The sequence below is a fragment of the Pseudomonas sp. Sample_11 genome (assembly GCF_004307505.1).
Taxonomy (GTDB): domain Bacteria; phylum Pseudomonadota; class Gammaproteobacteria; order Pseudomonadales; family Pseudomonadaceae; genus Aquipseudomonas; species Aquipseudomonas atacamensis.
On the sequence record NZ_RCOD01000031.1, the window covers coordinates 194,747 to 212,688 of the forward strand.

The window sequence follows — 17,942 nt, forward strand, 5'->3', positions numbered from 1 at the left end:
AGCATGCCTTGAAATAGCACATCGCAACACATTGCCACACTCGACTTTGCGCTAACGGCTCGATCTACCGGGTAAATCCACGGCGGGCGGCTATGCTTTTTCGACGGTTGTGTTTTCCCGGTTGCGCCTTGCAAACCGGTGTGTCGATGGAGCTGACGATGCCTTTCCTGAGTGCTTTACCCTCGCTGCTGATGTTATGCCTGCTGACACTTGGCAATGCCTGGGCAGCCGCACCAGCGGCAAAGCCGAATGCGGCGCCAAGCGAGCCGACATGGCCGCAAGTGATCAGCAGCGGCAAGAGCAAGCTGACGGTGTATCAGCCGCAGCTCGACAGCTGGGACGGCTATACGCTCAATGCCCGCGCGGCTGTCGAAGCCACGGCTGCCGATGGCAAGTCCACCTACGGCATCGTCCAGTTCAGCGCTCACACCCTCGTCGATAAAGCCACCCGCTGGGTCGCGCTCGATCAGTACAAAATCATCAAGGCCGATTTCCCCGCCGACGCGAAACAGGCCGACACATGGCTCGCCATTCTGGAAAAAGATGCCGAGAGCCGCAAGAAAACCATTTCACTGGATCAGCTGGAAGCAGCGGTTGGGGTGCTCAACGCTGAACTGAAAGCCGACAGCGCGCCCTTGGAAAACACGCCGCCGACCATTATCAGCTCGGACAGCCCGGCAATTCTCGTATACATCGACGGCGAGCCGGCCTATCGGCCGGTTGAAGGAACGGAGCTGCAACGGGTGATCAACACGCGCCCACTGCTGCTCAAGGATGCCCAAGGCAAACACTACCTGCATGTATTTGACGGCTGGATGGTTGCCGATACATTGGCCGGTGATTACACGCGCCTCGCTGCGCCGCCGGCCAGTCTGGAAAAAGCCAAACAGGCGGCGATCAAGAGCCGCCAGGTGGACCTGCTCACCGGGCAAAGTGACCCGAAGGACAAGATTCCCAGCCTGGCCAAGCCGCCACAGCCGAAAATCTTCATCGCCACCACGCCAACGGAACTGTTGGTGACCGACGGCGCCGCGCAATGGCAACCGATTCAGGGCACCAGCCTGTTGTACGTGAGCAACACCACCGGGCACATTTTCAAGGAAATCGGCGATCAGAACAGTTATGTACTGATCTCCGGGCGCTGGTTCCGCGCCAGCGACATGAGCGGGCCATGGACCTTTGTCCCGGCAGACAAACTGCCGGCCGACTTTGCCAATATTCCTGACGACAGCGCCAAAGAGAACGTCAAGGCCTCGGTAGTCGGCACGCCACAGGCACAGGAGGCGGCCATTGCGGCGACCATCCCGCAGACCTCGGCGATCAAGAAAAGCGCGGTGAAGATGACGACACCGCAATTTGACGGCGAGCCGCAGCTCAAAGCGATCAGCAATACGCCGCTGCAATACGTGGTCAACAGCGCCACTCCGATTATTCGAGTCGACAACGACAGTTGGTGGGCGGTGGAGAACGGCATCTGGTTCAGCGCCACATCACTGAACGGGCCGTGGAGTGTGGCCACTTCAGTGCCAGCGGTGATTTATTCGATTCCGCCCAGCTCGCCGATGCACTACCTCACGTACGTGAAGGTTTACGAATCCAGCGGCGATACCGTGGTGGTCGGCTACACGCCGGGCTATCAAGGCTCGACGCTGGACCCGGCGACTGGCGTTGTGGTGTACGGCACCGGTTATCCGTATACGCCGTGGGTCGGTAGCGTCTGGTACGGGCCGCCGGTGACCTATGGTTTCGGCGTCGCGATTCGTTACACGCCGTGGACTGGCTGGACCTTCGGCTTCGGATTCGGCTGGAGCTGGGGCGGCAACACCGTCGCCATGGGCTGGGGCTGGGGCGCCTATCCGTGGTGGGGAAATTACGGTTGGGGCTACGCGTGGGGTCCGCGTCTGTACCCGGCGCCGCTGGCCTGGGGTGGCGCAGCCTACGGTTATCGCGGCGGCGCGGTGGCCTGGGGTCCGGGTGGCTGGGCCGGAACCACCGGCAATCTTTATCATCAGTGGGGTGATCGTGCGACAGTCAGCCGTTATGGCGCCGGCTACAACGCATGGACCGGCAATCGCTGGGCCGGCCAGGTTGGCGCCTCGTACAACTCGCGTACCGGCATTGCCGCCGCCGGGCAACGTGGCGCGGTGCACAACGCCTACACCGGCAACTACGCTGCCGGGCGCAACGGCGTGGCAGTCGGCCCGAACGGCGGCGCCATCGCCGGAGAACGGGTTAGCGCTGGCAACGTTCGCAGCGGCACTCACGTCAGTGCCAATCGCGGCGCCGTTTACAACCCCAATACCGGCAACACCACGCAATACGGCGGCATTCATGGCCGCGACGGCGGCGCTGCGCGGGTCGGCGATAACGTTTATGCCGGGCGCGACGGCAACGTCTACAAGAAAACCGACAACGGCTGGCAGTCCGTGGCCGGCAGCGGTGCCAACCGGACCAGACCCGCGAACAACAATGCGCAGCTGCAGAACCTCAACCGCGAATCCGCCGCACGCAGTCTCGGCAATCAGCGCACGCACAACTTCAACCATTCTTCACAAATGATGAACCGTTCGTTTGGCGGTGGCGGCGGATTGCACCGACGCTGAAAAACTGCACGTAATGTTCAGAATTTCAGACTGGCCCCGCATCCGGGTTTGCTGTTAAAAACCGCGTGCCGTCCCTGCCCGTTTCATCGTTCGGAGATTTGCTATATGAGCCAGTGGCCAGACACCCGCATCCTTGATCTTCTCGGGATCGAACTGCCGATCATCCAGGGACCGATGGCCGGTGCGACCAACTCTTCGATGGTGATTGCCGTGTGCAATGCCGGCGGCCTCGGTTCAATGCCGGCAGCGATGCTGAGCATCGAGCAACTGCGCGAAGAACTGAAAACGATTCGCCAGCACACCACCAAGCCGTTCAACGTCAATTTCTTCTGCCACCAGCCACCGGCGCCTGATGAACAGCGGGCCCGTGACTGGAAAAATCTGCTCGAACCTTACTACCGCGAACTGGGTGCCGATTTCGAGGCGCCGACGCCGGTGTCCAACCGTGCTCCTTTCGACGAGGCCGCGTGTGCCGTGCTCGAAGAATTCCGTCCCGAAGTGGTGAGTTTTCATTTCGGGCTGCCGGAGAAAAATCTGCTTGATCGGGTCAAGGCGACCGGGGCGAAAATCCTTTCGTCTGCGACTACGGTCGAAGAAGCGATCTGGCTGGAGCAACACGGCTGCGATGCGATCATCGCCATGGGTTATGAGGCGGGCGGGCATCGCGGGATGTTTCTCAGCGATGATCTGAGCACCCAGGTCGGCACCTTCGCCCTGGTGCCGCAGGTGGTCGACGCGGTGAAAGTGCCGGTGATCGCGGCGGGCGCGATCAGCGATGCGCGGGGTGTTGCAGCGGCGTTGATGCTCGGCGCCTCGGCGGTGCAAGTCGGCACGGCGTACCTGTTCACGCCGGAAGCAAAAGTCAGCGCCTCGCACCACAAGGCCCTGCGCACCGCCAAGGAAAGTCAGACCGCCATCACCAACATTTTTACCGGACGCCCGGCACGGGGCATTGTCAATCGGGCGATGCGTGAACTCGGCCCGATGTCAGCGCAGGCGCCGGCCTTCCCCTTGGCTGGCGGTGCGCTGATGCCGCTGCGGGCCAAGGATGACGCCGACTTTGCCAACCTCTGGGCCGGACAGGCGCTCACGCTCGGCAAGGATATCGGCAGCGCTGAACTGACCCGGCAACTCGCCGAAGGCGCCTTGGCGAAACTCAACCGCCACTAAATTTACGTGGCGAGCGGATTTATTCCCTCGCCACTTGGCGACGTATCGCTATATATTTCCGTATACAGCGATTTCGCCCGTGCATCGGCGTTATCCAAAGCGAGCATTTACCGCCGATCACGGAGCCTTTACATGACACTTGCTGCCACACGCCTCGCCCCTGCCTGCTTCGCTTTACTCCTCGCAATGTTCAGCATGGGCGCCGCGCAGGCTGACGAAGTGCAAGTGGCGGTCGCCGCCAATTTCACCGCGCCAATCCACGCCATCGCTGCCGACTTCGAAAAAGACACCGGCCACAAACTGGTCGCCGCCTATGGTGCAACCGGCCAGTTCTACACCCAGATCAAAAACGGCGCGCCCTTCGAAGTGTTTCTCGCTGCTGACGACGCGACCCCGGCAAAGCTTGAGCAGGAAGGCGAAACCGTCAAAGGTTCGCGCTTCACCTACGCCATTGGCACCCTGGCGCTGTGGTCGGCAAAAGAAGGTTATGTCGATGCACAGGGTGACGTGCTGAAAACCAACCAATACCAGCACTTGTCCATCGCCAACCCGAAAGCCGCACCGTACGGCCTGGCCGCCACCCAGGTGCTGGAAAAACTCCAGTTGAGCGAAGCCACGAAAAGCAAAATCGTCGAAGGCCAGAACATCACTCAGGCCTACCAGTTCGTCTCCACCGGCAACGCCGAACTGGGCTTTGTAGCGCTGTCGCAAATCTACAAGGACGGCAAGGTCAGCAGCGGTTCGGCATGGATAGTTCCGGCTGGCCTGCATGATCCGATCAAACAGGACGCGGTGATCTTGAACAAGGGCCGGGACAGCGCCGCTGCCAAGGCCCTGGTCGATTACCTCAAAGGCCCAAAAGCCGCTGCGGTGATCAAATCCTTTGGGTATGAACTGTAAATGTCGCTGACCAGTGCCGACTTCGCCGCGATCTGGCTGACCCTGAAACTGGCGTCGCTGACCACTGCGATCCTGCTGGTGATCGGCACACCGATCGCGTTATGGCTGTCGCGCACCTCGTCGTGGTTGCGCGGGCCGATCGGCGCGATCGTTGCGCTGCCGCTGGTGCTGCCGCCGACGGTGATCGGTTTTTACCTGCTACTGGCGCTGGGGCCGCACGGTTTTCTCGGTCAGTTCACTCAATGGCTGGGGCTGGGCACGTTGACGTTCAGTTTCACCGGGCTGGTCATCGGTTCGGTGATCTACTCCATGCCGTTCGTGGTGCAACCGCTGCAAAACGCTTTCTCGGCAATTGGCATCCGCCCGCTCGAAGTCGCGGCGACCTTGCGCGCCAATCCCTGGGACACGTTCTTCAGCGTGATCCTGCCGCTGGCGCGCCCCGGCTTCATCACCGCAGCGATTCTCGGCTTCGCCCACACCGTGGGTGAATTCGGCGTGGTGCTGATGATCGGCGGCAACATTCCCGACAAGACCCGCGTGGTCTCGGTGCAGATTTACGACCACGTCGAAGCGCTGGAATATGCCCAGGCGCACTGGCTGTCCGGGGCGATGCTGGTGTTTTCGTTTCTGGTGTTGCTGGCGCTGTACTCCAGCCGCAAGACCCGCGCAGGCTGGAGCTGATCGATGATTGATGTACGCCTGAAACGCACTTATCCGGGGTTCGAACTGGATATCGATCTGCAAGTGCCGGGCCGCGGCGTCACCGCGCTGTTTGGTGATTCCGGCTCGGGCAAAACCACCTGTCTGCGCTGCATCGCCGGGCTGGAGCGCGCCGAGCAGGGTTTTGTGCAGATCAACGACGAGATCTGGCAGGACAGTGCCAAGGGCATCTTCGTCCCGCCGCATAAACGTGCGCTTGGCTATGTGTTTCAGGAAGCCAGCCTGTTCGCGCATCTGTCGGTGCTGGCCAATCTGGAGTTTGGTCTCAAACGCATCGCCAAGTCGCAACGCCGGGTCGATATGAACCAGGCCACAGAACTGCTCGGCATCAGCCATTTGCTCGAGCGTCAGCCGCAGCATCTGTCCGGCGGCGAACGGCAGCGCGTCGGCATCGCCCGCGCCCTGCTGACCAGCCCGAAACTGTTGCTGATGGACGAACCGCTGGCGGCTCTCGACAGCCGGCGCAAAAGCGAAATCTTGCCGTACCTGCAACGCCTGCACGACGAACTGGATATTCCGCTGCTATACGTCAGCCATGCCCAGGACGAAGTCGCGCGTCTGGCCGATCATTTGGTATTGCTCCGTGATGGCAAAGCCCTCGCCAGCGGCCCGATCGGCGAGACCCTCGCACGTCTGGATTTGCCCTTGGCGCTGGGCGATGACGCCGGGGTCATCATTGAAGGCCAGGTCAGCGCCTACGACGCCACCTATCAATTGCTCAGCCTGCAACTGCCGGCCACTGCAATGAACATTCGCGTCACCCATGCGCCGATGGCCGTGGGCCAGGCTCTGCGCTGCAAAGTGCACGCGCGCGACATCAGCCTGGCGCTGAACAATGATGCAGCCAGCAGCATTCTCAATCGTCTGCCCGTTACGGTCGTCAGCGAACAGGCCGCTGACAACAGTGCCCATGTGCTGATCCGCCTCGATGCCGGCGGCACGCCGCTGCTGGCGCGGATCACCCGCTTCTCGCGTGATCAACTGAGCGTGCATCCGGGCCAGCGGCTGTGGGCGCAGATCAAGGCGGTGGCGGTGCTCGCGTAAATCATTCGGCACGACGGCCAGCGCCTGCGGTCAATCAGTTACAGACTGCCGTATGACCGAAGGAAACCGCCATGCCCGATACCGTGCTGACAGATGCTCTGCCCGCCGATCTGCATTACGTCGATGACACTCAGCCTGGTATCACCCGGAAAAAACTGCGCGGCAAGTTCGTCTATTTCGAACCGTCGGGCCAGCGCATCACCGACCCGGACGAAATCAAACGCATCAATGCTCTCGCGGTGCCACCGGCCTACACCGATGTGTGGATCTGCGCCGACCCGTGCGGCCATCTGCAAGCCACCGGCCGCGATGCGCGCGGGCGTAAACAGTACCGTTATCACGAGCGCTGGCGCGAAGTGCGCGACGCCGACAAATACTCGCGCCTGCGCGACTTCGGCATGGCCCTGCCCAAACTGCGGCGCAAGCTCGAGGCGCTGCTCGATGAGCCGGGCTTCAGCCGCGACAAGGTCATGGCCACGGTGATTACCTTGCTCGACGCCACGCTGATCCGCGTCGGCAATACCCAATACGCGCGGGACAATCGCTCTTACGGTTTGACCACGTTGCGCAGTCGGCATGTCGAGGTCAACGGCAGCGCGATCCTGTTCCAGTTCCGCGGCAAGAGCGGCATCGAACACCAGATCACCGTCAAGGACCGCCGCCTGGCGCGAATCATCAAGCGCTGCCTGGAAATTCCCGGGCAAAACCTGTTTCAGTATCTTGATGAAAATGGCGAACGGCACACCGTCACCTCCTCCGACGTCAACGCCTATCTGCAAAAGCTTACCGGCGCTGAATTTACCGCCAAGGACTACCGCACCTGGGCCGGCAGCGCCCTGGCGTTGTCGGTGCTGCGCGAGTTGCAGCATGAGTCGGAAACCGAAGCCAAGCGCCATGTGGTCGAAGCGGTGAAGAACGTCGCCAAACAGCTGGGCAACACGCCGGCGGTGTGCCGCAAGTGCTACATCCACCCCGCAGTGGTCGAACATTTCATGCTCGGCGCCCTCGCCGAACTGCCCCGTCCGCGCGTGCGCAAAGGCCTGCGCGCCGAGGAAGTAGCCTTGGCGATGTTTCTCGAGCGGATGTGTGAGGTAAGCGAGGCGTCTTGATCTCTAGCGTAACGCACCCCTACACGGGTTTGGCCGACGAGTTGAACTGGGTATTTTTTGCACGATCACGCAGGTCTTCTATAGTTGATCTGAAGGTTCGCGTAACGCGGACTTTTTGTTGCAACTCAGCCGTTTCAGCGAACGGAGGTGTTTCATGTCCGAAAAAGAGTCCATCACCACCCTCCTCACCTTGCTCGACGCCCGCCAGGCGCGCCTCGCAGCCGCCTGCAAAGAGATTGCCGACTGGGTCGATCATCAGGGCGGGCATCCGACAGCTTTGCGCATTCGCGACCGGCTGCACGACATTGAAAAGGATGCGCCGCTGATTCGCGATACGCTCTCGACGCTCAAACCGATCGACCGGCCGTTGCCACGATTCAGATAGGCCTCCACGTAGCAGTCCTCTCTGCATCGGCGCAGAGAGGACGCCGATTGGTACTTTTCCGACCGACTCAGTCGCCCTTGCCGGTACGGCCACCTCCATGGCTGTGCTGCCCGCCGACGCGTGCCTTCTCTGCCCGATCGACTTTCACGTTGACTGAACTCTCGCCTTTCTTGCCGGCTTCCTTGATTTTCTGTGGGTCTTCAGCGAACGGTTGATCCTTGTGATGATTGGTCATCTCAATGTCCTCAGAATAGTTATATACATACACTTAACAGACTCTAGTTTCAGCCGATTACAGTTCAACTTCGCACCGACAAACGGTCAGAATTCCGAAGCGAAGCGGTAACAAGCTCCAACCTCTTTTGCACATCAACCAGCAACTTAAAAAGTTATACGAAGCGGCGCAGAAAACAGCAGGCTGTATAAGTTTCATCACAAATTAACCGTTCATCGGCCTGAGGAGAAATTTTCAAAACATTTTTCGCCGGCTCGTAATCGGAGTAGATGTCCGGTGCGACAACGGACATAACTAGCGAAACGTTAATTGATATCGGAGAGCTATCATGACCACAGGAAATAAAAATCCAGGTAACTTCGCAAACGATCGTGAAAAGGCATCTGAAGCCGGCAAGAAAGGCGGTCAGTCGTCGGGCGGCAACTTTGCCAATGATCGTGAAAAAGCATCCGAGGCTGGCCGCAAAGGCGGGCAGAACAGCCACGGCGGCGGTCGCAAGTCCTGAGCAAGCGGTACAAGGGCAGCCTCGCTGCCCTTTGAAATCAGCTGATGGAGCGTAATCATGAGAACGGTACCGGCTTTTGCACGAGGCGAAGTGCAACGAAACAAGGGAGCGGAAGTGTATCCCGAAGCAGCGCGCAGTTCGCACGTGACCAAGTCGGACAGTCCGTCGGTGTCACCTTGTGTCGAACGACAGCAAATCAGTCCAAGGCACCGGGAAAGTGTTCAGCAGGAATGTTATGAACGCCGGGAACTTGCAGTAAATTCTGAAAACTCCCGGACACCGGATACAACGCCGACTTATGAGCGCTCCTCTTAGCACAAAGGTCCAACTTGTAGTAACAAGACAAGCCAGACCAACTAAAGCAAACGACATCAGTAAACTTTATGAGCATTCGCGAACAACGACGGCACGTAGTGTGTGCATCCTTGATTCGCCGAGTGCCTATATAGAGAAAATGAGGAAGTTTGAAATGGCACAAGATAAACAACAAGGCAGCATGTCGGTTAACGAAGCAGGCAAGAAAGGTGGTGATGCCACTTCGGCTTCGCACGATAAAGAGTTCTATCAGGAAATCGGCAGTAAAGGCGGCCAGAACAGCGGTGGCAATTTTGCCAACGATCGGGACAGAGCGTCCGAAGCTGGCAGCAAGGGCGGCCAGAGCAGCGGCGGCAACTTTGCCAACGATCGGGAAAAAGCCTCTGAAGCTGGACACAAAGGTGGTCAAAACAGCCATGGTGGCGGGCGCAACAGTTGATGCGTCGGGTGCAGGGGAGCACAGCTCCCCTGCCCAGTTTCATTCAAGAGAAATTACAGCTATTGCTTAGGAGTCCTGACCAGCCGAGGGAATCGCCATGCCTGTTCATGTCATCAACTTCACCGGCCCGATCAATGCCTCGACGTGCGGCCAATTGATCGATAAAGCCTCGCTCGCCGTAAAGGAAGATGCACCGCGACTGATCGTCAACATCGCCACCATGGGCGGCGAATGCAGTTACGGTTTCACGATGTACAACTTCCTGTTGGCTCTGCCTATTCCGGTACACACCCACAATTTGGGAACGGTCGAATCGATGGGCAACATTGTCTTTCTGGCCGGCCAGCGCCGCACCGCCTGTACCCACAGCAAGTTTCTGTTTCACCCATTTCATTGGCACCTGCAAGGTTCGGTCGATCACTCGCGCATGTCGGAATACGCCATGAGCCTGGATTACGACTTGCACCTCTACGCCCAGATTGTCGCCGAGCGTACGAGCAACGGAAAAAATGCGCTGGAGACAGAGAAATATCTGACAGCAGCGCCGCGCATCATCAATCCTGAAGAAGCCATGCATTCAGGCCTTATTACGGCGATTGAAGACACCGAGGTTCACGCGGACTTTGTCTGCTCGTGCATCTACTCCTGACTCGTCCCACTTGATAACGCGTCGTAGCGGGCGCGTTCCTGTCTTATCAGCCGGCAAGTTCAGCCAAAAATTCCAGACGAAGTTGTACAGAATCGATCTGCCGTACAGATTTACAAATCGCCCAATCAGCCGGTCATCACGCCCGTTTCAATTTCTCTGAATTATTCATTTCGCCAGATATCCCTCTTCTTAACAGCCGGAGGAAATGCATGAGCGGAGAGGATTTGTACGTGATTGATTACCTGCTTCACGGGAAGCCCAGGTCATTCGTCATTCGCACAAAAACCATGAACAATGCCGAAGCGTGGCAATGGGCAAGTTGTGACGCGGGTATCGCGCCCATCCCCCGCCCCGGCCGACCTCCGTTGAAACGTTTCTCCAAACCGATGGCGGAACGCTTTGGCGTGACCAAGGTGCAATGGCGAGAATCAGTACCTTTGGTCTGGGAGGAGGATCACGTGAAATGACAGAACGCACATTGAAATACGGTTTCGGCCGCTCGTGGGATGACGAGATGGCGGAGAATGCCGCGATGTTCCGCGAGGCCGATCTGCTCGAAGAAGCGGCTTACAGGATCATCGAGAACGACACGGACAATCCTGAAGCCTGGGCCCGTTTCAGCGATGCCAAGGCTATGGCCGACGCCAAACGAACGGCGGCCTATCAGGACTGGATGCGCATCAAACGCGCGATGAGCAAGCCGCGATCGAAATAGCGGACTGGCGCCTCATGGCTTGAGGATCAGCAGCGGTTCGCCTTTCGGGACAACGTATGTGGCCAGTTCGACGCCTTTCTCGTTGCCGACGTTTTTGGCCACATGCGCGACGCCCGCCGGAATGAACAACGAATCACCGGCCTTGAGTATCACCGGCGCCCGCCCTTCGAGCTGATACTCGAACGTGCCGCTGATGACATAGGCGACTTCCACGCCGGGATGAGCATGCCGAGGCGAGGTGACGCCAGCGTCGAAATCGATACGCGCCTGAATCACTTCGCGATTGTCAGCGCCGAGATCCTGACGAACCAGATCGGTGCGGCTCAGACCTTTCTGCCAACTCGTTGCCGGCGCATCCGCCGCATGGGCGAAGCCGGTCAGGGAGGCGAAGACAACGGCAGAAGCCAGAAACAGTGGACGGTACATGGTGATGCCCTCTTGAGCGTAGGTTGGTGTGAGGGCTACTTTGGGCTCGGCATGTAGGGCGGATGTGTCTCGAAGGCGCAGTTTGGTGTTGCCGTGTGTATGCGCTGAGGGTTGATACATGCTTATACAAACGTGTTGCGGTACCTGACCGGGCCATGGCCGGAGGGAATCTGTAAACTGCCGCAATCTTCATTCACTCAAACAAGAGATGCCCATGGCCAATCAAGACATCATCTTCACGCCGGATCCCGACACCGATTCGATTTCTTCCGACGTTGCCACCTTCGGCGGCATCATGGTTTCCACGCAGATTCCAACCCGCGCCGATGGCAGCCTGGAACTCGGCGGCATCACCGAGCAGAGCGAGTGCACGCTGCAAGCACTGAAAGTCGCACTGGAACGTGCCGGCAGTTCGATGGACCGGGTGCTGCACCTGACCATTTACCTGACCGACATGGGCGATCGCGGGGCTTTCAATGAAGTGTACAAACGCTATTTCGCCAAGCCTTGGCCGGTGCGGGCGGCGGTAGGCGTGGCCTCGCTGGCGGTTGAAGGGATGCGTGTGGAAGTGACGGCGATGGCGGCGAAAGGCTGATTTACGGAAATACTGCGTAGGCTGCCTCCACGATTCAGGGGTGCGACATACGCAGTGAAATACTCAAGGGCGCGCGCCAAACACAGCAGCCACCAGGATGGGGCCGTTTGGCAAGCGCTGGCTCGCCCGTTGAGCGAATTGGCGTCAACGGTCTATTCACAAAACTTGAAGCGGACCGCTAGCTACAACAAACAGTTTACCTTCTGATACCCGGTATGTTTGACCGCGGTGCTCGATTTCAAAATTGAATGTTGCCGTAATCGAATCGATACCTTCTTCGTGTTTGCGCGCAAACTCTATCGTTCCTGTTTTCGCATATAAAATTTCATGCGACATAGTCATCAATCCCGCCACGGGACTTCCGAACCCGCCAACTTCATGCGTACCGTCCGTAAGGGAGCGATCTATCACAAATGAAATAATCTCACCCACCTCGTCCGTAAAATATTGACCAATAACGCTGAACGTTTCCTTTGTGCCGAAATAAAGATGCCGAGTAGCGGAGAATATTGGCTTGCCAATGCCCGGATGATTGGGTGAAACGACCGCTTTGTAATACACCTCGGCCGTCTTCCGAGGACGAGATTTAAACGACGCGAAATCCGAGATACCAATCGTCGCGAAGGCGTTATTACCTTTCATGATATTAATCTCCAATGTCTTGCGTGATATAGGCCAGAGCGACTTTCCCGCTCCCACCTGATGTTCACGCTTTGGACGCGGACGGACAACTGACAGACTTTACAGTTATGCATTGCCTCGTATTGTGCTAAGTCCTTCGTACCTGATATCGGCACGCTGGTGCCGCCTGGGTGTTTCACAGGTACAATGCGCCCCTTGCCCGTGACCGCCTGACTAAAAAAACTATGTCCTTGCCCAAGCATCACCTGGAATTGCTCAGCCCTGCCCGCGATGTCGCCATTGCCCGCGAGGCCATCCTGCATGGCGCTGACGCCGTGTACATCGGCGGCCCGAGCTTCGGCGCACGCCACAACGCCTGCAACGAAGTCAGCGAAATCGCCGAACTGGTCGAGTTCGCCCGCCGTTACCACGCGCGTATTTTCACCACCATCAATACCATCCTGCACGACAACGAACTGGAGCCGGCGCGCAAGCTGATCCATCAGTTGTATGACGCTGGCGTCGATGCGCTGATCGTCCAGGATCTGGGCGTGATGGAGCTGGACATTCCGCCGATCGAGCTGCACGCCTCGACCCAGACCGACATCCGCACCCTCGAGCGAGCGAAGTTTCTCGATCAGGCCGGTTTCTCCCAGTTGGTGTTGGCCCGCGAGCTGAACCTGAAAGAAATCCGTGCCATCGCCGATGAAACCGATGCCGCCATCGAGTTCTTCATCCACGGCGCGCTGTGCGTGGCCTTCTCCGGCCAGTGCAACATCTCTCATGCGCAAACCGGCCGCAGCGCCAACCGTGGCGACTGCTCCCAGGCCTGCCGCTTGCCCTACACCCTCAAGGATGAAAAGGGTGGCGTGATCGCCTACGAAAAACACCTGCTGTCGATGAAAGACAACAACCAGAGCGCCAACATCCGCGCACTGGTTGAGGCTGGCGTGCGTTCATTCAAGATTGAAGGTCGCTACAAGGACATGGGCTATGTAAAGAACATCACCGCCTATTACCGCCAGCGCCTGGACGACGTGCTTGAAGACCGCCCGGACCTGGCCCGCGCTTCCAGCGGCCGCACCGTGCATTTCTTCCTGCCCGATCCGGAAAAGACCTTCCACCGTGGCAGCACCGATTATTTCGTCACCGATCGCAAGATCGACATTGGCGCCTTCGATTCGCCAACCTTCACCGGCCTGCCGGTCGGTACGGTGGAAAAAGTCGGCAAGCGTGACATGCAGGTCGTCACCCATGAGCCGCTGTCCAACGGTGACGGTCTGAACGTACTGGTCAAACGCGAAGTGGTCGGTTTCCGCGCCAACATCGCCGAGGCCAAAGGCGAGTTCGAAGAAGACGGCGAGAAGCGCTACCGCTACCGCGTCGAGCCGAACGAAATGCCCGAGGGCCTGTTCAAGCTGCGTCCGAGCCATCCGTTGAATCGCAACCTCGATCACAACTGGCAGCAGGCGTTGCAGAAGACCTCTTCGGAACGTCGTGTGGCCCTGAGCTGGTTCGCTCGTCTGCGCGAAGAACAGCTGGAAGTGACCGCGACCAGCGAAGAAGGCATCAGCGCCAGCGTTACCCTCAACGGGCCGTTTGGTGTTGCCAACAAGCCTGAGCAAGCGCTGGAGCAATTGCGCGACCTGCTCGGCCAGCTCGGCACCACGCAGTATCACGCCACCGACATCAAGCTGGATGCGCCGCAAGCGTTCTTCATTCCCAACTCGCAGCTCAAGTCCCTGCGCCGCGAAGTCATCGAAGCGCTGACTGCGGCACGTGTCGCCGCGCATCCGCGTGGCAGCCGCAAGGCCGAAACCACGCCGCCGCCGGTGTACCCGGATTCGCACCTGACCTTCCTCGCCAACGTCTACAACCAGAAGGCGCGCGACTTCTACCACCGTCACGGCGTCAAGCTGATCGATGCGGCGTACGAAGCTCACGAAGAGCCGGGCGAAGTGCCGGTGATGATCACCAAGCACTGCCTGCGTTTCTCCTTCAACCTGTGCCCGAAACAGGCCAAAGGCGTCACCGGTGTGCGTACCAAGGTCGCGCCGATGCAGTTGATCCACGGCGATGAAGTGCTGACGCTGAAGTTCGATTGCAAGCCGTGCGAGATGCACATCATCGGCAAGATGAAGGGCCACATCCTCAACCTGCCGCAGCCGGGCAGCGTGGTCGGCCACATCAGCCCTGAAGACCTGATGAAAACCATCCCGCGCGCACCGCACTGAGTGACCGGCGTGCGCGGTGTTTCGGCATCGCGCACGCCCCGGCTGGCTCAAGCGCGGTAAATCGCAGGCATAAAAAAACGCCAACTTCTTGCGAAGTTGGCGTTTTTTCGTAGATGGCAGGGGCGGCTGGATTCGAACCAACGCATGGCAGGATCAAAACCTGCTGCCTTACCGCTTGGCGACGCCCCTGTAGCTCTGGCCAGCGGCTCCGTTAGGATCGCTGTGAGAACGGGGCGCAATTTAACAACATTCATTTCATTTGGGAAGCCCGAGATGAAATATTTTTTGTTTTAAAACAGCCACTTATTATTTTCGCGCGAAAACTCACCGTTTCATCGCCATGTATCACACTGTGTACGCGCCCCGCTGCTACACAACCCAATGCAAAAACGCTCTCTGGCGACACAGAGCAGATACCTCGCCACGCTTCAATGCACCCAGGGTTTCAAGGGTTCATCCAGCCCCTTGGCCACAGGCTCGCAAAGGAGACGTCAGCATGAAACAGGCTCTGCACACCTCTAAAATCACCGCCGCGCTCGGCTTGTCAGTCCTGGCGCTGTCACTGCTCGGCGCCGTCGGCAGCGCTCAGGCGCAAACCACTGAACCGGCCGCCGCCAGCTATTCGGCGCCCTCTCCTTTCGGCCCGCTGAAGCACATCAAGGCAGGCTTGCTCGATGTGGCCTACGCCGAAACCGGTCCTGCCGATGGGCCGGTGGTGATCCTGCTGCACGGCTGGCCCTACGACATTCACAGCTATGACGAAGTCGCACCACTGCTCGCGGCCAAGGGTTACCGCGTGCTGATGCCGTATGCACGGGGTTATGGCGACACGCAATTCCTGTCCAAAGCCACTCTGCGCAACGGCCAACCGGCAGCGCTGGCCAGCGACGTGATCGACTTCATGGACGCGCTGAAAATCAAACAAGCGGTGCTGGGCGGCTACGACTGGGGCGCGCGTTCGGCGGACATCGTCGCGGCCTTGTGGCCAGAGCGCGTGAAAGCGCTGGTGGCGGTCAGCGGCTATCTGATCGGCAATCAGGCCGCCGGGCAGAATCCACTGCCGCCGAAAGCCGAATTGCAGTGGTGGTACCAGTTCTACTTCGCCACCGAACGCGGCCGCGCCGGCTATGAAAAGAACACACACGACTTCGCCAAACTGATCTGGCAGCTGGCTTCGCCGCAGTGGAAGTTCGACGACGCCACTTTCGAGCGCAGCGCCCAAGCGTTGCAGAACCCCGATCACGTCGAGATCACCGTGTTCAACTACCGCTGGCGGCTGGGCCTGGTGCAGGGCGAGGCGAAATATGCCGCGCTGGAAGAGAAGCTTGCGACTGCCCCGTCGATCAGCGTGCCGACGATTACCCTGGAAGGCGACGCCAATGGTGCGCCACATCCCAAGCCTGAGGACTATGCCAAGCGTTTTACCGGGAAATATCAATTCAGGTTGATTGAGGGTGGGATTGGGCACAATTTGCCGCAGGAGGATCCGAAGGCGTTTGCGCAGGCTGTGGTTGATGCGGATCACCTCTGACAGACCCGCCCAATCAGGCCCCTCACCCTGCCCTCTACCCGAGGGAGGGGGAACTGATTGGGGGATGTCTAAGAGTCACGCCAACCTGAAAGAGCTGTAGTGAATCCATATCGACATTCATCGTTCAGGTCGATGTACAGCGCAAGTCACCTCGGTCGGCTCCCTCTCCCTCCGGGAGAGGGCTGGGGTGAGGTTTTTGCGGGTTGTACCGGCTGGCCTATTTAACCAGCCGCTTCTCCTTCGAAGGCCGATAACCAAAGTACGAGCTATAGCACTTGCTGAAATGGCTCGGCGAGACAAAACCGCAAGCCACCAGCACTTCCACCTGCGACAGCTCGGTGTGTTGCAGCAGGCGCCGTGCTTCGGTGATGCGCAGTTCCAGGTAATAGCGCTGCGGCGTGGTGCCCAGTTGTTCCTTGAACAAGCGCTCGAGCTGGCGCCGTGAGCGGCCGGCGTAGACCGCCAGTTGTTCCAGCTCCAGCGGTTCTTCGAGGTTGGCGTCCATCAGCTTGATCACTTCCCGCAACGGCGCGCTGACGCAGATGTTTTCATCCGGTTTGATCCGCCTGTAGCGCGACTCTTCGAAGGCAAGGATGTCTTCGATGCCCTCGACCAAGGCTTTGCCGTGCAAGCCCTTGATCCAGTCCAGCGCCATGTGGAAAGCCCCCGACGGGCTCGACGCGGTGAGCCGGTCGCGGTCGATCACATAGGGTTCGCTGCTGACGTGGGTGCTCTTGGCGATTTCGGTCAGTGCCGGGCGATGTTCCGGGTGGATCGAGCAGCGATAGCCATCGAGCAAACCGGCGCGACCGAGAAACCACGAACCATTCCACAATCCGGCCAGACTCACGCCCCGCTCCGCTGCCGACTTGAGCAAGCCGATGAATTCGTCGCTGGCGCGCAGTTCCGTGCGATAACCGCCGCACACTACCAGCAGATCCAGCTCGTTAAGCGCAGCAGAATCCAGGCGCGCATCGGGGCGGATGACCAGGCCCAGATCGCTGATCACCTCGCCATCGCCGAGGCCGAAGGTGCGCGACGAGAACAGTCCCGGGCGCAACAGGTTGGTGGTGACTACCGTGTCCAGCGCCTGGGTGAAGGCCGGCAGCGAGAAATGTTCAAGCAACAGGAAACCGGTGCGGGTTACGCCGGTATTATCGGGGTTCTGTTCATTCAGATAGCGAAGGTTCTTGCCCTTCATGCCACCGCTGAATTGACGTCGTTCAATCAAGGTCGGGTCCATCGGTCGTTGTTATGCGAGCGATAGTTGGCCGGTTCTGCGCAAGAGTCAATCACGCTCGAGGTTGATGACTGGTTACGCAGGGTACGGCACGCGTATTTACGACTGTTGACCAGCACTCGAAGATTGCGCGGAATGATCGTCCGCATGCTCACGTTGCAGAGAATCGCCGATTTCCTCTACCGCACAACCAACGTCATAACCGCCACGGATCAACTCGGCGAACCGAAGCATCACTGAAGTGCCGGCATCCAGCGCCAACGCATCGATCATCAAGTCCCGGATCGGCGCGCACAATTGGGCGTCAACTTCATCTGCATGTTCCTGACCGGTGGCACGGGCAATGCGCAAGGTCGCAGCAACGCCGCTGGTGTCTTCGTCAATACCTAATACCTCGTCAAACAACATGCCCAATGTCCCTCCCGGTTGCTGCTCCGGTCGGCTCCAGGACCTGAGTTCGATAGACTCCCGTTTGATCCTTTCCAGGTAACGTCTGATCTTTCCCG

At 59.0% G+C, this 17,942-nt stretch carries 20 protein-coding genes and 1 tRNA gene; 15 read left to right on the forward strand and 6 right to left on the reverse strand.

The features are described 5' to 3' along the window. Positions 1-158: 158 nt before the first annotated feature. From D8U60_RS08160 to D8U60_RS08190, 7 genes are all read left to right on the forward strand, one after another. Positions 159-2,603: an autotransporter gene (locus tag D8U60_RS08160; RefSeq protein ID WP_130899881.1), complete on the forward strand. Its 2,445-nt coding sequence runs from the start codon at positions 159-161 to the stop codon at positions 2,601-2,603. A gap of 105 nt (positions 2,604-2,708) precedes the next feature. Next, positions 2,709-3,773, forward strand: coding sequence for a nitronate monooxygenase family protein (locus D8U60_RS08165; RefSeq protein ID WP_123442335.1), 1,065 nt, complete (start codon positions 2,709-2,711; stop codon positions 3,771-3,773). A gap of 132 nt (positions 3,774-3,905) precedes the next feature. Beyond that, on the forward strand, positions 3,906-4,673 hold the full coding sequence (gene modA / locus D8U60_RS08170; protein ID WP_130899882.1) for a molybdate ABC transporter substrate-binding protein: 768 nt from the start codon (positions 3,906-3,908) through the stop codon (positions 4,671-4,673). After that, positions 4,674-5,354, forward strand: coding sequence for a molybdate ABC transporter permease subunit (gene modB, locus D8U60_RS08175; RefSeq protein WP_130899883.1), 681 nt, complete (start codon positions 4,674-4,676; stop codon positions 5,352-5,354). It abuts the gene before it with no gap. 3 nt (positions 5,355-5,357) lie between these two features. Beyond that, entirely contained in the window at positions 5,358-6,437 is a 1,080-nt protein-coding gene (modC, locus tag D8U60_RS08180) for a molybdenum ABC transporter ATP-binding protein (RefSeq protein ID WP_130899884.1), read from the forward strand. A 71-nt stretch (positions 6,438-6,508) separates the two neighbouring features. Further along, positions 6,509-7,546 carry a DNA topoisomerase IB gene (locus D8U60_RS08185; protein ID WP_130899885.1) on the forward strand — a complete coding sequence of 346 codons (1,038 nt, stop codon included), beginning with the start codon at positions 6,509-6,511 and terminating at the stop codon, positions 7,544-7,546. Positions 7,547-7,700: 154 nt separating this feature from the next. Continuing rightward, positions 7,701-7,931, forward strand: coding sequence for a hypothetical protein (locus D8U60_RS08190; protein WP_016774936.1), 231 nt, complete (start codon positions 7,701-7,703; stop codon positions 7,929-7,931). A gap of 67 nt (positions 7,932-7,998) precedes the next feature. Here the strand turns inward: D8U60_RS08190 and D8U60_RS08195 are convergent, their stop codons facing one another. Continuing rightward, entirely contained in the window at positions 7,999-8,166 is a 168-nt protein-coding gene (locus D8U60_RS08195; RefSeq protein ID WP_016774937.1) for a hypothetical protein, read from the reverse strand. Positions 8,167-8,494: 328 nt separating this feature from the next. Between D8U60_RS08195 and D8U60_RS08200 the strand changes: the two genes are divergently transcribed. From D8U60_RS08200 to D8U60_RS08220, 5 genes are all read left to right on the forward strand, one after another. After that, a complete protein-coding gene (locus tag D8U60_RS08200) occupies positions 8,495-8,671 on the forward strand; it encodes a general stress protein (RefSeq protein WP_016774938.1) in 177 nt (58 codons plus the stop codon). Between the two features lie 469 nt (positions 8,672-9,140). Then, the gene (locus D8U60_RS08205; RefSeq protein WP_130899886.1) at positions 9,141-9,425 is read left to right on the forward strand and encodes a general stress protein; all 285 of its coding nucleotides are present in this window, start codon (positions 9,141-9,143) and stop codon (positions 9,423-9,425) included. Positions 9,426-9,522: 97 nt separating this feature from the next. Beyond that, positions 9,523-10,074 carry an ATP-dependent Clp protease proteolytic subunit gene (locus tag D8U60_RS08210; protein WP_073476696.1) on the forward strand — a complete coding sequence of 184 codons (552 nt, stop codon included), beginning with the start codon at positions 9,523-9,525 and terminating at the stop codon, positions 10,072-10,074. Positions 10,075-10,283: 209 nt separating this feature from the next. After that, positions 10,284-10,541, forward strand: coding sequence for a DUF6555 family protein (locus D8U60_RS08215; protein ID WP_130899887.1), 258 nt, complete (start codon positions 10,284-10,286; stop codon positions 10,539-10,541). Next, positions 10,538-10,789, forward strand: coding sequence for a hypothetical protein (locus D8U60_RS08220; protein WP_130899888.1), 252 nt, complete (start codon positions 10,538-10,540; stop codon positions 10,787-10,789). The genes D8U60_RS08215 and D8U60_RS08220 overlap by 4 nt, the downstream gene beginning before the upstream one ends. 12 nt (positions 10,790-10,801) lie before the next feature. Here the strand turns inward: D8U60_RS08220 and D8U60_RS08225 are convergent, their stop codons facing one another. After that, entirely contained in the window at positions 10,802-11,215 is a 414-nt protein-coding gene (locus D8U60_RS08225; RefSeq protein ID WP_016774943.1) for a cupin domain-containing protein, read from the reverse strand. 214 nt (positions 11,216-11,429) lie between these two features. Here D8U60_RS08225 and D8U60_RS08230 point away from each other — a divergent pair, with 214 nt between their 5' ends. Continuing rightward, entirely contained in the window at positions 11,430-11,810 is a 381-nt protein-coding gene (locus D8U60_RS08230) for a RidA family protein (protein ID WP_024013136.1), read from the forward strand. 156 nt (positions 11,811-11,966) lie between these two features. Here the strand turns inward: D8U60_RS08230 and D8U60_RS08235 are convergent, their stop codons facing one another. Continuing rightward, positions 11,967-12,452, reverse strand: a complete 486-nt coding sequence (locus D8U60_RS08235) for a hypothetical protein (RefSeq protein WP_110645429.1) — start codon at positions 12,450-12,452, stop codon at positions 11,967-11,969. A 224-nt stretch (positions 12,453-12,676) separates the two neighbouring features. Here D8U60_RS08235 and D8U60_RS08240 point away from each other — a divergent pair, with 224 nt between their 5' ends. Then, complete coding sequence (locus tag D8U60_RS08240) at positions 12,677-14,665, forward strand: U32 family peptidase (protein ID WP_024013138.1); 1,989 nt, start codon at positions 12,677-12,679, stop codon at positions 14,663-14,665. 114 nt (positions 14,666-14,779) lie between these two features. Here the strand turns inward: D8U60_RS08240 and D8U60_RS08245 are convergent. Next, positions 14,780-14,854, reverse strand: a tRNA-Gln gene (locus tag D8U60_RS08245). 307 nt (positions 14,855-15,161) lie between these two features. Here D8U60_RS08245 and D8U60_RS08250 point away from each other — a divergent pair. After that, the gene (locus D8U60_RS08250) at positions 15,162-16,196 is read left to right on the forward strand and encodes an alpha/beta hydrolase (RefSeq protein WP_130899889.1); all 1,035 of its coding nucleotides are present in this window, start codon (positions 15,162-15,164) and stop codon (positions 16,194-16,196) included. A 217-nt stretch (positions 16,197-16,413) separates the two neighbouring features. On the opposite strand, the gene D8U60_RS08255 is transcribed toward D8U60_RS08250, so the two are convergent. Both D8U60_RS08255 and D8U60_RS08260 read right to left on the reverse strand, forming a co-directional pair. Then, positions 16,414-17,439 (reverse strand): GlxA family transcriptional regulator, encoded by a 1,026-nt coding sequence (locus D8U60_RS08255; protein WP_071172615.1) that lies wholly within the window; start codon positions 17,437-17,439, stop codon positions 16,414-16,416. Positions 17,440-17,535: 96 nt separating this feature from the next. Next, entirely contained in the window at positions 17,536-17,844 is a 309-nt protein-coding gene (locus D8U60_RS08260) for a hypothetical protein (RefSeq protein ID WP_130899890.1), read from the reverse strand. Positions 17,845-17,942: the final 98 nt, after the last annotated feature.